Below are 15,567 nucleotides of genomic sequence, written 5' to 3'. Positions count from 1 at the left end.
AACGTTTTAATTACTCTTCAGCGTCGTCCGCCGCATCGTCATCGCTTTCCGCTTCAGGTGCGATATCATCGTCCCCTTCAGCAGCGCTGCCGTCGATGGAGTCGAGCTCTTCATCATCAACCGGCTCAGCAACGCGTTGCAGACCCACAACGTTTTCATCTTCCGCAGTACGGATGAGGATCACGCCCTGAGTGTTACGCCCTACCACGCTGATTTCCGACACGCGTGTACGCACCAGCGTACCTGCATCGGTGATCATCATGATCTGGTCGGTATCCTCAACCTGCACTGCGCCCACAACGGAACCGTTGCGCTCGGTGACTTTGATGGAGATAACGCCCTGGGTCGCACGAGACTTGGTCGGATATTCTTCCGCCGCCGTACGTTTGCCGTAGCCGTTCTGGGTCACGGTCAGGATAGCGCCTTCACCGCGCGGAACGATCAGCGAGACAACGCTATCGCTTTCCGCCAGTTTGATACCGCGTACGCCGGTCGCGGTACGCCCCATCGCACGAACGGCATCTTCTTTAAAGCGCACCACTTTACCGGCAGCAGAGAACAGCATGACTTCGTCGGAGCCAGACGTCAGATCAACGCCAATCAGTTCATCGCCTTCGTTCAGGTTAACCGCAATGATACCGGCTGAACGCGGACGGCTGAACTCGGTCAGCGCCGTTTTCTTCACGGTACCGCTGGCAGTTGCCATGAAGACGTTTACGCCCTCTTCGTACTCACGTACCGGCAGAATCGCGGTAATACGCTCGTTAGCTTCCAGCGGCAGCAGGTTGACGATTGGACGTCCACGCGCGCCACGACTGGCTTCTGGCAACTGATAAACCTTCATCCAGTACAAACGACCGCGGCTGGAGAAGCAGAGGATTGTGTCATGGGTGTTGGCCACCAGCAGGCGGTCAATAAAGTCTTCTTCTTTAATTCGTGCTGCAGATTTGCCTTTACCCCCACGACGCTGTGCTTCGTAGTCGGTTAACGGCTGATATTTCACGTAGCCCTGATGAGACAAGGTCACGACAACATCTTCCTGGCTAATCAGATCTTCGATGTTGATGTCAGCGCTGTTCGCGGTGATTTCGGTACGACGCGCGTCACCGAACTGTTCACGAATCAGCTCCATCTCTTCACGGATGACTTCCATCAGACGATCGGCACTGCCCAGAATATGCAGCAGTTCAGCGATCTGCTCCAGCAGCTCTTTGTATTCGTCGAGCAGTTTTTCGTGCTCAAGGCCGGTCAGTTTCTGCAAACGCAGATCCAGAATGGCCTGAGCCTGCTGTTCAGTCAGGTAGTACTGACCGTCACGCACACCAAATTCTGGCTCCAGCCACTCAGGACGCGCGGCGTCATCACCGGCACGTTCCAGCATGGCAGAAACGTTGCCCAGCTCCCACGAACGCGCGACCAGCGCGGCTTTCGCTTCTGCCGGGGTTGGCGCACGGCGGATCAGCTCGATGATCGGATCGATGTTCGCCAGCGCAATCGCCAGCGCTTCAAGGATGTGGGCACGGTCGCGGGCTTTACGCAGTTCAAAGATAGTACGGCGAGTTACGACTTCACGGCGGTGACGTACAAACGCAGCAATAATATCTTTCAGGTTCATGATCTTCGGCTGGCCATGGTGCAATGCAACCATGTTGATACCAAAGGAAACCTGCAGTTGGGTCTGGGAGTAAAGGTTGTTCAGAACCACTTCCCCGACCGCGTCGCGTTTGACTTCAATCACGATGCGCATACCGTCTTTGTCAGACTCATCACGCAGCGCGCTGATACCCTCAACGCGTTTGTCTTTTACCAGCTCAGCGATTTTCTCGATCAGGCGCGCTTTGTTCACCTGATACGGAATTTCATGAACGATGATGGTTTCACGGCCTGTTTTGGCATCCACTTCGACTTCCGCACGGGCGCGAATGTACACTTTGCCACGACCGGTACGGTAGGCTTCTTCAATACCACGACGACCGTTGATGATCGCGGCGGTCGGGAAGTCCGGACCCGGAATATGTTCCATCAGCCCTTCAATGCTGATGTCTTCATCGTCAATGTATGCCAGACAGCCGTTGATCACTTCCGTCAGGTTGTGCGGCGGAATGTTGGTGGCCATACCTACCGCGATACCGGACGAACCGTTCACCAGCAGGTTAGGAATTTTGGTCGGCATGACATCAGGAATTTGTTCGGTGCCGTCGTAGTTATCGACGAAATCAACCGTTTCTTTTTCCAGGTCAGCCATCAGCTCATGGGCGATTTTCGACATACGGATTTCCGTATAACGCATCGCCGCTGCGGAGTCGCCATCGACAGAACCAAAGTTACCCTGACCATCTACCAGCATGTAACGCAAGGAGAATGGCTGCGCCATACGAACAATGGTGTTGTAAACGGCGATATCACCATGAGGGTGGTATTTACCGATTACGTCACCAACGACACGGGCAGATTTTTTATAGGCTTTATTCCAGTCGTTGCCCAATACGTTCATGGCGTAAAGTACGCGACGGTGAACCGGCTTCAGGCCATCTCGGACGTCTGGCAGCGCACGGCCAACAATGACCGACATCGCATAATCCAGATAGGAGCTCTTCAGCTCTTCCTCAATGTTGACCGGTGTAATTTCTCTCGCAAGGTCGCTCATCTAACCGCTATCCCTCTACTGTATCCCGGATTCAAAGGTCGCAAATTATAACACATACGTGAAGATTCAGGTAAATGGATTCCCCCTGACAGAGGCTTTATTCATCCTGTCAGGCTGATATACTCATTTGCATCGCAAATTTAGGAGTAGAAGCCCCAATGAATGCCGAAAAACCCCCGGTTACTCACAACGTTGACCATGAAGAAATTGCCAAATTTGAAGCAGTCGCGTCGCGCTGGTGGGATCTTGAGGGTGAATTTAAGCCACTACACCGTATAAACCCACTGCGCCTGGGCTACATTACTGAACGCTCAGGCGGCCTGTTTGGTAAAAAAGTACTCGACGTCGGCTGCGGCGGCGGCATTCTGGCGGAAAGCATGGCGCGCGAAGGCGCAACCGTCACCGGGCTGGACATGGGCTTTGAACCGTTACAGGTAGCAAAACTGCATGCCTTAGAAAGCGGCATCCAGGTGGAGTACATACAAGAAACTGTCGAAGAACATGCGGATAAGCATGCGCATCAGTATGACGTTGTGACCTGCATGGAAATGCTGGAGCACGTACCGGACCCGCAGTCGGTGGTCAGAGCCTGCGCCAGACTGGTTAAACCAGGCGGCGAAGTGTTTTTCTCCACGCTTAACCGCAACGGCAAATCCTGGCTGATGGCGGTGGTCGGCGCGGAATATATTCTACGGATGGTGCCGAAAGGCACGCATGATGTGAAAAAATTTATTAAGCCTGCTGAACTGTTAGAGTGGGTTGACCAGACCGTGCTGAAAGAGCGTCATATGACTGGCCTGCACTACAACCCCATCACCAACACCTTCAAACTCGGCCCGGGCGTAGATGTGAACTATATGGTGCATACCACCGCCAGGATTGATTAAGCGCTTCAGTAGGCCGGATCAGGCGTTCAACGCCGCCATCCGGCATGCTAATGGGAACAATGCCTGATGGCGCTTCGCTTATCAGGCCTACCAATCCTGAGTAGTACCGACACAGCAATTTTTGCGCCAGATCATAAGAACTTTCCTTACCTTAGATGAAGAAATCAGCACTCGATCAAAATTTCTATTTTTTTTCTCAATTATTGACATCCCCGCCAGGCCTTATAAGACGCGCACTTAGCGATTCTTACCCTTTTGCAACCTCAATTTAACCTCAAAATCAACTCTTGTGCTGAAAAGAATCCCTACTAGAATACTCACCATATAGCGTCTATTTTATCAAACAACCCCTACATATAGTATTTATCCACAGACTTAGTCACAACATGACTTTGTGGATAATATGGGGGATATTTTTTCTTTCACGGACAGGTAAAAAACCACATGAATCAGAGTCTGCTGGTGACAAAGCGTGATGGTAGTACAGAGCGCATCAATCTCGACAAAATCCACCGAGTTCTGGATTGGGCGGCAGAAGGACTGAATAACGTATCGATTTCTCAGGTCGAGCTACGCTCCCACATTCAGTTTTATGACGGTATCAAGACCTCCGATATCCATGAAACAATCATCAAAGCTGCCGCCGACCTGATCTCCAGTGAAGCGCCGGATTATCAATATCTGGCTGCTCGCCTGGCGATTTTCCATCTGCGCAAAAAAGCCTACGGCGAGTTTGAGCCGCCGAAACTGTTCGACCATGTGGTGAAAATGGTTGAAATGGGCAAATACGACAATCATCTGCTGGAAGACTATACGGAAGAAGAGTTCAAGCAGATGGACTCGTTTATCGTTCACGACCGTGACATGACCTTCTCCTACGCTGCCGTGAAGCAGCTGGAAGGTAAATACCTGGTGCAAAACCGTGTTACCGGTGAGATTTATGAAAGCGCGCAGTTCCTTTACATTCTGGTCGCGGCCTGCCTGTTCTCCAACTATCCACGCGAAACGCGTCTGCAATATGTAAAGCGTTTTTACGACGCCGTTTCTACGTTTAAAATTTCGCTGCCGACGCCGATTATGTCCGGCGTACGTACCCCTACCCGTCAGTTCAGCTCCTGCGTACTGATCGAGTGTGGCGACAGCCTGGATTCTATCAACGCCACCTCCAGCGCGATTGTGAAATACGTTTCCCAGCGTGCCGGTATCGGCATTAACGCCGGTCGTATTCGCGCGCTGGGCAGCCCGATTCGCGGCGGTGAAGCCTTCCACACCGGCTGTATCCCGTTCTATAAGCACTTCCAGACGGCGGTGAAATCCTGCTCCCAGGGCGGCGTACGCGGCGGTGCTGCGACCCTGTTCTACCCAATGTGGCATCTGGAAGTTGAAAGCCTGCTGGTGCTGAAAAACAACCGCGGCGTCGAAGGCAACCGCGTGCGTCACATGGACTACGGTGTACAGATCAACAAACTGATGTACACCCGTCTACTGAAAGGCGGCGACATCACGCTGTTCAGTCCGTCCGACGTTCCGGGGCTGTATGATGCGTTCTTCGCCGATCAGGACGAATTCGAACGTCTGTATACCCAATATGAAAACGACGATAGCATCCGCAAACAGCGCGTGAAAGCGGTTGAGCTGTTCTCACTGATGATGCAGGAACGTGCCTCTACCGGCCGTATTTACATTCAGAATGTGGATCACTGCAACACTCACAGCCCCTTCGATCCGGTTGTTGCCCCGGTGCGCCAGTCCAACCTGTGCCTGGAAATCGCTCTGCCGACCAAACCGCTGACCGACGTTAACGACGAAAACGGTGAAATCGCGCTGTGTACGCTATCCGCCTTCAACCTGGGTGCAATCAAAGATCTGAGCGAGCTGGAAGAGCTGGCCGTACTGGCGGTACGTGCGCTGGATGCATTGCTCGACTACCAGGATTATCCGATTCCAGCCGCCAAACGCGGCGCAATGGGCCGTCGTACGCTGGGTATTGGCGTGATCAACTACGCCTACTGGCTGGCGAAAAACGGTAAGCGTTATTCTGACGGCAGCGCGAATAACCTGACTCACAAGACCTTTGAAGCTATTCAGTATTACCTGCTGAAAGCGTCTAACGAGCTGGCAAAAGAGCAAGGCGCGTGCCCGTGGTTTAACGAAACGACCTACTCACAGGGTATTCTGCCGATCGATACCTATAAAAAAGATCTCGATGCGATCGCCAACGAGCCGCTGCATCTGGACTGGGAACAACTGCGTGAATCCATCAAGACGCACGGCCTGCGTAACTCCACGCTGTCTGCCCTGATGCCATCGGAAACCTCTTCGCAGATTTCCAACGCCACCAACGGCATTGAACCACCGCGCGGCTACGTGAGTATCAAAGCGTCGAAAGACGGTATTCTGCGCCAGGTCGTACCGGACTACGAACACCTGCACGACGCGTATGAACTGCTGTGGGAAATGCCGAACAATGACGGCTATCTGCAGTTGGTAGGCATCATGCAGAAATTTATCGATCAGTCGATTTCTGCCAACACCAACTACGATCCATCGCGCTTCCCATCCGGAAAAGTCCCGATGCAGCAGTTGCTGAAAGACCTGCTCACCGCCTACAAATTTGGTGTCAAGACGCTGTATTATCAGAACACCCGCGATGGTGCAGAAGATTCTCAGGACGATCTGGCGCCGTCTATTCAGGATGACGGTTGCGAAAGCGGCGCATGTAAGATCTGATATTGTGATGCCGGATGGCGGTGTAAAAGCCTTATCCGGCCTACAAAAGCATCGGTGTTGTAGGCCGGATTAGCGCGGCGCTATCCGGCATAAAACTCCAAACAGGACACATCAATGGCATACACCACTTTTTCACAGACGAAAAATAACCAACTTCTGGAACCGATGTTCTTCGGCCAGCCGGTGAACGTCGCCCGCTACGATCAGCAAAAATATGACATCTTCGAAAAGTTGATCGAAAAGCAGCTCTCTTTCTTCTGGCGTCCGGAAGAGGTCGATGTTTCTCGCGATCGCATCGACTTCCAGGCACTGCCGGAACATGAAAAACATATCTTCATCAGCAACCTGAAGTATCAGACGCTGCTGGACTCCATTCAGGGACGCAGCCCGAACGTGGCGCTGCTGCCGTTAATCTCGATCCCTGAGCTGGAAACCTGGGTAGAAACGTGGGCGTTTTCTGAAACGATCCACTCGCGTTCCTACACCCACATCATTCGTAACATCGTGAACGATCCGGCGGTAGTGTTTGACGATATTGTCACTAACGAACAGATCCAGAAACGCGCCGAAGGTATTTCCAGCTACTACGACGAGTTGATCGAGATGACCAGCTACTGGCACTTGCTCGGCGAAGGCACGCATACCGTGAATGGTAAAACGGTTGTCGTAAATCTGCGTGAACTGAAGAAAAAGCTATATCTGTGCCTGATGAGCGTTAACGCGCTGGAAGCGATTCGTTTTTACGTCAGCTTTGCCTGCTCTTTCGCGTTTGCAGAACGTGAACTGATGGAAGGTAACGCCAAAATCATTCGCCTGATTGCCCGCGATGAAGCCCTGCATCTGACCGGTACCCAGCATATGCTGAACTTGCTGCGCAGCGGTGTGGACGATCCGGAAATGGCGGAAATCGCCGAAGAGTGCAAACAAGAGTGCTACGACCTGTTTGTACAGGCCGCGCTGCAGGAAAAAGAGTGGGCGGATTATCTGTTCCGTGACGGCTCAATGATCGGCCTGAACAAAGACATTCTGTGCCAGTACGTCGAGTACATCACCAACATCCGTATGCAGGCTGTCGGACTCGATCTGCCTTTCCAGACCCGCTCCAACCCGATCCCGTGGATCAACACCTGGCTGGTGTCTGATAACGTGCAGGTCGCACCGCAGGAAGTAGAAGTCAGCTCTTATCTGGTCGGCCAGATCGATTCGGAAGTCGATACCGACGACCTGAGTAATTTCCAGCTCTGATGGGCCGCGTTACTTTGCGCATATCTGGCACACAACTGCTGTGCCAGGATGAACATCCTTCCCTGCTTGCCGCGCTTGAATCGCACAATGTTGAAGTTGAATACCAATGTCGCGCTGGTTATTGCGGCTCCTGCCGTACCCGCCTGGTGGCGGGACAGGTCGACTGGATTGCCGAACCTCTGGCCTTCATTCAACCGGGTGAAATTTTGCCCTGTTGTTGCCGGGCAAAAGGCGATATTGAAATAGAGCTGTAACGCAAGGCGAGGTAAAAATTGTTACTGGCAAAAGAGCCGCCGATGAACGGCAGCTCTTTATTTCTCCTGCAGGCATGTAGGGAAACGTTGACAGCAGACGGCCTTATCTAGCAGTTAATAACGTTTCGTCCAATAAGGCCTGTGACCGGAGGTGCATCACAGGCCTTATGCCATTACTCTTTATTCAGGAATTTCACTGCTTTGTCGGGGAAGTCGGTGAACAGCCCGTCAACGCCCGCCTTGTTATACAGAATGTCATACAGTTGGTTTACGTCAGTGGTGTAATCCGGCAACTGATCGGCACGAACGGTATACGGATGCACCACCATCTTGTTCTGATGCGCATCCTGTACCATGCCAGTTAATGAGATATTGCCTTTCTTCGACTTCTCATCAACCAGCATATGGTAGTCCGGCCCAATGCCATCCGCATACTGTGCAACCTGCTTCATGGCACCCGGTTTAAACATCCAGTCGTAGTTGTAATTAACCCAACTGCCGTCCGGCTTTTTCTCCTGAGTTTCATTCCAGTCTGTATATGCAATTAACTGTACCAGATTGAGATCCATCCCCATCTTCGGTTCCAGTTCATTCTTAATACGTTTTAACTCTGCGACATCAAAACACTGCAGATAAACCTTGTCGTTCTTGTTGGTGTATCCGTACTTTTTCAGTACTTCCAGCGTCTTAGCCGCAATGTCCTTCCCTTCCTGATGATGGAACCACGGCGCTTTCATTTCCGGGTAAATGCCGATATTTTTACCGGTTGAATGATTTAATCCCTGAACGAACTCAATCTCTTCTTCGAAAGTGTGCACACGGAAATCAGATTTACCCATCGGGAAACGCCCTGGGTAGGTCTGGACCTTTTTGCCATTTTCGATATCAAAGCCTTCGGTAAATTTCAGCGATTTAATCTCATCCAGCGTAAAGTCGATAGCGTAGTAACGCCCATCTTTACGCGCACGATCCGGGAAACGCTCGGCAACATCGGTGACACGGTCAAGATAGTGGTCATGCAGGACGACCAGATGGTCGTCTTTGGTCATCACCAAATCCTGCTCCAGGTAATCCGCTCCCTGAGCATAGGCCATCGCTTTCGCAGGTAACGTATGCTCTGGCAGATAACCACTGGCACCACGGTGCGCAATCACAATTTTATCTGCGGCAACTGCCGCGCTGCTCACAACCATACCTGCCAGCATCAGCGCCACGCTGAGACTTTTCAATGCGGTTTTCATCTATTAGCCCCCGTTACGCTTGAGCTGCATCTCTTCGTGGTGGCGTTTTTCGCCAATCATGACGACTACCAGCAGAATAACCGCCAGCACGCTACCGCCAATCATCACCATAAAGCCGCCGTCCCAACCGAAGAAGTCAACGGTGTAGCCGACAATGGCGCTCGCGGCCACAGAACCGCCGAGATAACCGAACAGACCGGTAAAGCCAGCCGCCGTCCCCGCCGCTTTTTTCGGCGCCAGTTCCAGCGCGTGCAGACCAATCAACATGACCGGGCCATAGATCAGGAAGCCGATGATGATCATACAAGCCATATCCACGTTCGGGTTGCCTGCCGGGTTCATCCAGTAGACGATGGTCGCAATCGTCACCAGCGTCATAAAGAACACGCCAGTCGCACCACGGTTTCCACGGAAGACTTTATCCGACATCCAGCCACACAGCAGCGTGCCAGGAATCCCCGCATATTCATACAGGAAGTACGCCCAGGATGATTTATCCAGTGCGAAATGTTTCACTTCTTTCAGGTAGGTTGGTGACCAGTCCAGGATGCCGTAGCGCAGCAGATAAACAAACACGTTAGCGATAGCGATGTACCACAACAGTTTGTTCGGCAGTACGTATTGCATGAAGATCTGCTTCGCAGTCAGCTCTTCTTCCGCTTTCTCGTTGTAATCATCCGGGTAGTCGTTCTTGTACTCTTCGATAGGCGGCAGGCCACAGGACTGCGGCGTATCACGCATCATAGCAAAAGCAAACAGCGCGACGACGATCGCACCGAAAGCAGGCATGTACAGCGCCGCTTTCCAGTCATTGAACCAGGCCATACCGAGCAGGAACAACAGAGGAGGCAGACCGCCGCCCACGTTGTGCGCACAGTTCCAGACGGAAACAATGCTCCCACGCTCTTTCTGCGACCACCAGTGCACCATGGTACGACCACACGGCGGCCACCCCATCCCCTGGAACCATCCGCAGAGGAACAGCAGCACAAACATAATCGCAATGCTCGATGTCGCCCACGGCACAAAGCCCATAAACAACATCACTGCCGCAGCCAGTATCAGACCCGCTGGCAGGAAAACGCGCGGATTCGAGCGATCCGAAACGGACCCCATGATGAATTTCGAAAATCCGTAAGCAATGGAGATACCGGACAACGCAAAACCCAGATCGCCACGCGAGAACCCCTGCTCAACCAGATACGGCATCGCAAGGGCAAAGTTCTTACGTACCAGATAGTACGCGGCATAACCAAAGAAAATCCCCAGAAAAATCTGCCAACGTAATCGACGATATGTCGGGTCGATCTCCGCTGCAGGCAAACGCGCCGTGTGTGACGCTGGTTTAAAAATACTCAACATAGTGTAGCCTCCGTGGCCGTCTCTCATTCGAAGTAAACACTGCAGTTCGTCATTACTACCCTACCGCTCCCAGTGTGGCCGCGATGTTAAGGAAAGATACATAACAAAAATGTGAAACGCAGCACATATTGTTACAGATTTATGACAAATGTTCATAAAGGCGCACGAAATCACGTTTCATTTTCGAATAATGAGCGATTATGCGCGAAATCAAACAATCCATGTTTTTTATGTGGCTAAATGATAAAAAACGAACTGTGAGGAAAAACAATGAAAACTCGCGACTCGCAAACAAGTGACGTGATTATCATTGGTGGAGGAGCAACAGGTGCAGGGATCGCACGCGATTGTGCGCTGCGCGGGTTGCGCGTCATCTTAGTGGAGCGCCACGATATCGCCACAGGTGCGACCGGACGTAATCACGGCCTGCTGCACAGCGGTGCGCGTTATGCCGTCACCGACGCTGAATCTGCCCGTGAGTGCATCAGCGAAAACCAAATCCTGAAACGTATCGCCCGCCATTGCGTTGAGCCGACGGACGGTCTGTTTATTACCCTGCCGGAAGATGAACTCTCCTTTCAGGCAACCTTTATTCGCGCCTGTGAAGAGGCCGGTATCCGCGCCGAAGCGATCGACCCTAAACAGGCGCGCATTATCGAACCTTCAGTCAATCCACAGCTGATTGGTGCAGTAAAAGTACCGGACGGCACAGTCGATCCTTTCCGCTTAACCGCTGCCAATATGCTGGATGCGCGCGAGCATGGTGCGGTTATCTTGACAGCGCATGAAGTGACAGGACTGATTCGCGAAGGCGCGACGGTGTGCGGCGTTAACGTGCGCAATCATCTGACGGGTGAGATGCAGTCTCTGCATGCGCCAGTTGTAGTGAACGCTGCCGGGATCTGGGGTCAGCGCATTGCGGAATATGCCGATCTGAGTATCCGTATGTTCCCGGCGAAAGGTTCGCTGCTGATTATGGATCATCGGATTAACCAGCATGTCATCAACCGCTGTCGTAAACCCTCTGACGCCGATATTCTGGTGCCAGGCGATACCATCTCATTGATCGGTACCACCTCACAGCACATTGATTACGACGATATCGACAGCAACCGCGTTACCGCAGAAGAAGTCGACATTCTGCTGCGTGAAGGCGAGAAACTGGCGCCGATTATGGCGAAAACGCGCATTTTACGCGCCTACTCCGGCGTGCGTCCGCTGGTGGCAAGTGACGACGATCCGACCGGTCGTAACGTCAGCCGTGGGATTGTCCTGTTCGATCACGCACAGCGTGACGGACTGGAGGGGTTTATCACCATTACCGGCGGCAAACTGATGACCTACCGCCTGATGGCGGAGTGTGCTACAGATGCCGTTTGCCGCAAGCTGGGTAATACCCAACCTTGCACAACGGCAGCCACCGCGTTACCTGGCTCACAGGAATCTACCGAGCATACGCTTAAACGCGTCATTTCGTTACCAGCACCACTGCGCGGATCGGCGGTCTATCGTCATGGCGATCGTACCCCGGCGTGGCTAAGCGAAGGTCGCCAACACCGCAGCCTGGTTTGTGAATGTGAAGCGGTCACCGCGGGCGAAGTGCAATACGCCGTCGAAAATTTAACCGTCAACAGCCTGCTGGATTTGCGTCGCCGTACCCGTGTAGGAATGGGGACCTGCCAGGGCGAATTGTGTGCCTGCCGCGCCGCAGGTTTGCTGCAACGTTTTAATGTCACCACCGCTGCACAATCTATTACCCAGCTTTCCGATTTCCTCAACGAACGCTGGAAAGGCGTGCAACCTATTGCCTGGGGAGATGCGCTGCGCGAAAGCGAATTCACGCGCTGGGTCTATCAGGGATTGTGCGGTCTGGAAAAGGAGCACCAGGATGAAATTTGATTCCGTCATTATCGGCGGCGGCCTGGCCGGCCTGCTGTGCGGCCTGCAACTGCAAAAAAGCGGTTTGCGCTGCACGATCGTCACTCGCGGCCAAAGCGCCCTGCATTTTTCCTCCGGCTCACTGGATTTGCTCAGCAACTTGCCCGATGGCCAACCCGTGACCGACATAGAAGCGGGTCTGAATACGCTGCGCACTCAGGCACCCGCGCATCCATATAGCATCATCGGCACGAACAATGTCCTGGACCTGGCCCAGCAGGCGCAAAATCTGCTGGAAGATTGCGGCACGCATTTGCAGGGCAAGGTACTTCAGTCACATCAACGCGTAACCCCGTTGGGAACCCTGCGCTCAACCTGGTTAAGCTCACCAGAAGTTCCGGTCTGGCCACTGTCCGCAGATCGTATCTGCGTTGTGGGTATTAGCGGTTTACTGGATTTTCAGGCGCATCTCGCCGCAGCCTCACTGCGCCAACGCAATCTCAGCGTCGAAACGGCAGAAATCGATCTCCCTGAGCTGGATGTCCTGCGTGATAACCCGACCGAGTTTCGCGCCGTCAACATTGCGCGTCTGCTGGATAACGACGATAAATGGTCGCTACTCTATGACGCACTGCTGCCAATAGCAAAAACCTGCGACATGATAATCATGCCAGCCTGCTTCGGTCTGGCAGATGAGCGGCTCTGGCAGTGGCTGAATGAACGCCTTCCCTGCTCGCTGTCGCTGTTACCGACCCTACCACCTTCGGTACTGGGCATGCGTTTGCACAACAAATTACAGCGCCAGTTTGTGCGTCAGGGCGGCGTCTGGATGCCAGGCGATGAAGTGAAAAAAATAACCTGTCAGGATGGCGTAGTCAGCGAAATCTGGACCCGTAACCATGCCGATATTCCCTTGCGACCACGTTTTGCCGTGCTCGCCAGCGGCAGTTTCTTCAGCAGCGGACTGGTCGCCACCCGAGAGGCTATCTACGAACCGATCCTCGGACTGGATGTGCAGCAAACTGCCACCCGCGCCGAATGGTATCAACGTGATGTCTTCGACCCACAGCCATGGCAACAGTTTGGCGTCACAACCGATACCGCCCTACGCCCGTCACTGGCGGGAAAAACGATAGATAATATGTATGCCATCGGCTCCGTTCTTGGCGGATTCGATCCCATCGCCCAGGGTTGCGGAGGCGGCGTGTGCGCAGTAAGCGCCTTACATGCCGCACATCATATTGCGAAACGTGCAGGAGGTGAGCAATGAGCGACACACGTTTTGAAAGTTGTATCAAATGTACGGTGTGCACCACCGCCTGCCCGGTTAGTCGCGTCAATCCAAACTACCCTGGCCCTAAACAGGCTGGCCCGGACGGAGAACGTCTGCGTCTGAAAGATGGCGCGTTATATGACGATGCGCTGAAATACTGTATCAACTGTAAGCGCTGCGAAGTGGCTTGTCCGTCAGATGTGAAAATTGGCGATATCATCCAACGCGCACGCGCCAAATACGACACGACGCGTCCGTCTATACGTAACTTTGTCTTAAGCCATACCGATTTAATGGGTAGCGTATCCACACCCTTCGCCCCGATAGTGAACACGGCTACGTCACTGAAACCGGTACGCCAGCTGCTGGATTACGCGCTAAAAATCGATCATCGCCGTACGCTACCGAAATACTCTTTTGGCACCTTCCGCCGCTGGTATCGCAGCGTTGCCGCCCAGCAAGCGCAGTATCAGGATCAGGTCGCCTTTTTCCACGGCTGTTTTGTAAATTACAACCATCCGCAGCTCGGTAAAGATCTGATCAAGGTGCTCAACGCCATGGGAACCGGCGTTCAACTGCTGAGCAAAGAGAAGTGCTGCGGCGTACCGCTGATTGCCAACGGCTTTACCGATAAAGCACGTAAACAGGCGGTGAGCAACGTGGCCTCTCTCCGGGAAGCGATTGACGGCAAAGGCATTCCAGTGATCGCCACTTCATCAACCTGCACCTTTGCGCTACGCGATGAATATCCGGAAGTGCTGGACGTCGATAACGCAGGCCTACGCGAACACATTGAGCTGGCAACCCGCTGGCTGTGGCGCAAGCTGGATGAAGGCAAAACGCTACCGCTGAAAACACTGCCGCTGAAAGTGGTCTACCACACGCCATGCCACATGGAGAAAATGGGCTGGACACTCTACACGTTGGAACTGCTGCGAAAAATTCCGGGGCTGGAGCTGACGGTGCTGGATTCTCAATGCTGCGGGATTGCCGGGACTTACGGCTTTAAAAAGGAAAACTACCCGACTTCACAGTCTATTGGCGCACCGTTATTCCGTCAGATTGAAGAAAGCGGCGCGGATATCGTCGTCACCGACTGCGAAACCTGTAAATGGCAGATTGAGATGTCGACAAGCCTTCGTTGTGAGCATCCCATTACCCTGTTAGCAAAAGCGCTAAGTTAAGCGCTGTATCAGGCCCGATAGCCTTACACCATCGGGCCTGATATTAGTAACTGCTTTTTAACGTTTGTGCAGTCTTCTCCGGCTTAAATATTGCCAACCGGCGATCCAGCGCTTCGGTATAAAGCATGGTATCAACGCCTACAGCGACAAAGTTCGCGCCCCAGTGCAGACATTTTTGCGCCATTGCCGGGTCAACCGCGAGGAATCCTGCGGCTTTACCGGCTGCGCGGATACGGCGAATGCACTGCTCAATGATCCGCTGCACCTCCGGGTGTCCGGCGTTATCCGGATAGCCCAGTGATGCAGAAAGATCCGCCGGACCAATAAAGACACCGTCAATACCTTCAACGTCCAGAATCGCATCCAGATTATCCAGGGCTGCTTTACTCTCGACCTGCACCAGCAGACAGAGTGATTCATTGGCCCGTTCCATATACTTGTCGATACGCCCCCAGCGCGCCGCTCGCGCCACGCTGGCACCAACGCCACGCTCGCCGAGCGGAGGATAACGAGTGGCGGAAACCACCTGACGCGCCTGCTCTGCACTGTCGACCATTGGGATCAGCAGCGTCTGCGCACCAATATCCAGTACCTGCTTAATCAACGCTTTACTGCCCTCAACGGGACGTACCACCGGTTGACTGGAATAAGGCGCAATCGCCTGGAGTTGGTGGTAGAGATCTTGCACCGTATTCGGCGCATGTTCACCATCAATCAATAACCAGTCATAGCCTGATGTAGCGGCAATCTCCGCCATATAGGAGGTGGTCGAACTGAGCCACAGGCCAACCTGGACCTCTCCTCTCAACAATCCTTCTTTGAAAGAGTTTGATAACAATGCGTTCATAACGATCCTTACAACGTAG

The 15,567-nt window shown here is 53.1% G+C and carries 11 protein-coding genes; 7 read left to right on the top strand and 4 right to left on the bottom strand.

Going from position 1 to position 15,567, the window contains the following annotated elements; all coding sequences use genetic code 11:
• Positions 1-10 precede the first annotated feature (10 nt).
• Positions 11-2,647 (bottom strand): DNA topoisomerase (ATP-hydrolyzing) subunit A, encoded by a 2,637-nt coding sequence (gyrA, locus tag OGY15_RS08365; protein ID WP_286538921.1) that lies wholly within the window; start codon positions 2,645-2,647, stop codon positions 11-13.
• Between the two features lie 158 nt (positions 2,648-2,805).
• Here gyrA and ubiG point away from each other — a divergent pair, with 158 nt between their 5' ends.
• The 4 genes from ubiG (at position 2,806) to yfaE (ending at position 7,763) form a co-directional block, all read left to right on the top strand.
• On the top strand, positions 2,806-3,534 hold the full coding sequence (gene ubiG, locus OGY15_RS08360) for a bifunctional 2-polyprenyl-6-hydroxyphenol methylase/3-demethylubiquinol 3-O-methyltransferase UbiG (RefSeq protein WP_151224749.1): 729 nt from the start codon (positions 2,806-2,808) through the stop codon (positions 3,532-3,534).
• Positions 3,535-3,978: 444 nt separating this feature from the next.
• Complete coding sequence (gene nrdA, locus OGY15_RS08355; RefSeq protein ID WP_151219896.1) at positions 3,979-6,264, top strand: class 1a ribonucleoside-diphosphate reductase subunit alpha; 2,286 nt, start codon at positions 3,979-3,981, stop codon at positions 6,262-6,264.
• 114 nt (positions 6,265-6,378) lie between these two features.
• Positions 6,379-7,509: a class Ia ribonucleoside-diphosphate reductase subunit beta gene (gene nrdB, locus OGY15_RS08350; protein ID WP_151219897.1), complete on the top strand. Its 1,131-nt coding sequence runs from the start codon at positions 6,379-6,381 to the stop codon at positions 7,507-7,509.
• Entirely contained in the window at positions 7,509-7,763 is a 255-nt protein-coding gene (gene yfaE / locus OGY15_RS08345) for a ferredoxin-like diferric-tyrosyl radical cofactor maintenance protein YfaE (RefSeq protein ID WP_016153800.1), read from the top strand. The genes nrdB and yfaE overlap by 1 nt, the downstream gene beginning before the upstream one ends.
• A 173-nt stretch (positions 7,764-7,936) precedes the next feature.
• Here the strand turns inward: yfaE and glpQ are convergent, their stop codons facing one another.
• Both glpQ and glpT read right to left on the bottom strand, forming a co-directional pair.
• The gene (gene glpQ, locus OGY15_RS08335) at positions 7,937-9,004 is read right to left on the bottom strand and encodes a glycerophosphodiester phosphodiesterase (protein ID WP_151219898.1); all 1,068 of its coding nucleotides are present in this window, start codon (positions 9,002-9,004) and stop codon (positions 7,937-7,939) included.
• A gap of 3 nt (positions 9,005-9,007) precedes the next feature.
• Complete coding sequence (gene glpT, locus OGY15_RS08330) at positions 9,008-10,366, bottom strand: glycerol-3-phosphate transporter (RefSeq protein ID WP_151219899.1); 1,359 nt, start codon at positions 10,364-10,366, stop codon at positions 9,008-9,010.
• Positions 10,367-10,636: 270 nt separating this feature from the next.
• Here glpT and glpA point away from each other — a divergent pair, with 270 nt between their 5' ends.
• The 3 genes from glpA to glpC are packed head-to-tail and all read left to right on the top strand — an operon-like array spanning position 10,637 to position 14,701.
• A complete protein-coding gene (gene glpA / locus OGY15_RS08325) occupies positions 10,637-12,265 on the top strand; it encodes an anaerobic glycerol-3-phosphate dehydrogenase subunit A (protein WP_286538920.1) in 1,629 nt (542 codons plus the stop codon).
• Positions 12,255-13,514 (top strand): glycerol-3-phosphate dehydrogenase subunit GlpB, encoded by a 1,260-nt coding sequence (glpB, locus tag OGY15_RS08320; RefSeq protein ID WP_286538919.1) that lies wholly within the window; start codon positions 12,255-12,257, stop codon positions 13,512-13,514. The genes glpA and glpB overlap by 11 nt, the downstream gene beginning before the upstream one ends.
• Positions 13,511-14,701 (top strand): anaerobic glycerol-3-phosphate dehydrogenase subunit GlpC, encoded by a 1,191-nt coding sequence (gene glpC / locus OGY15_RS08315; RefSeq protein WP_151219902.1) that lies wholly within the window; start codon positions 13,511-13,513, stop codon positions 14,699-14,701. The genes glpB and glpC overlap by 4 nt, the downstream gene beginning before the upstream one ends.
• A 43-nt stretch (positions 14,702-14,744) precedes the next feature.
• On the opposite strand, the gene yfaU is transcribed toward glpC, so the two are convergent.
• On the bottom strand, positions 14,745-15,548 hold the full coding sequence (yfaU, locus tag OGY15_RS08310; protein WP_187253447.1) for a 2-keto-3-deoxy-L-rhamnonate aldolase: 804 nt from the start codon (positions 15,546-15,548) through the stop codon (positions 14,745-14,747).
• Positions 15,549-15,567: the final 19 nt, after the last annotated feature.

This window comes from Citrobacter sp. Cu231 (assembly GCF_030332265.1).
Lineage (GTDB): Bacteria > Pseudomonadota > Gammaproteobacteria > Enterobacterales > Enterobacteriaceae > Citrobacter > Citrobacter meridianamericanus.
This window is presented reverse-complemented; position numbering and strand designations above follow the sequence as displayed.

Coding starts and splice junctions, on each gene's coding strand:
- ubiG (WP_151224749.1), top strand. CDS start 2,806: ATGAATGCCGAAAAACCCCCGGTTACTCACAACGTTGACCATGAAGAA.
- glpB (WP_286538919.1), top strand. CDS start 12,255: ATGAAATTTGATTCCGTCATTATCGGCGGCGGCCTGGCCGGCCTGCTG.
- glpT (WP_151219899.1), bottom strand. CDS start 10,366: ATGTTGAGTATTTTTAAACCAGCGTCACACACGGCGCGTTTGCCTGCA.
- gyrA (WP_286538921.1), bottom strand. CDS start 2,647: ATGAGCGACCTTGCGAGAGAAATTACACCGGTCAACATTGAGGAAGAG.
- glpQ (WP_151219898.1), bottom strand. CDS start 9,004: ATGAAAACCGCATTGAAAAGTCTCAGCGTGGCGCTGATGCTGGCAGGT.
- nrdA (WP_151219896.1), top strand. CDS start 3,979: ATGAATCAGAGTCTGCTGGTGACAAAGCGTGATGGTAGTACAGAGCGC.
- glpA (WP_286538920.1), top strand. CDS start 10,637: ATGAAAACTCGCGACTCGCAAACAAGTGACGTGATTATCATTGGTGGA.
- yfaU (WP_187253447.1), bottom strand. CDS start 15,548: ATGAACGCATTGTTATCAAACTCTTTCAAAGAAGGATTGTTGAGAGGA.
- glpC (WP_151219902.1), top strand. CDS start 13,511: ATGAGCGACACACGTTTTGAAAGTTGTATCAAATGTACGGTGTGCACC.
- nrdB (WP_151219897.1), top strand. CDS start 6,379: ATGGCATACACCACTTTTTCACAGACGAAAAATAACCAACTTCTGGAA.
- yfaE (WP_016153800.1), top strand. CDS start 7,509: ATGGGCCGCGTTACTTTGCGCATATCTGGCACACAACTGCTGTGCCAG.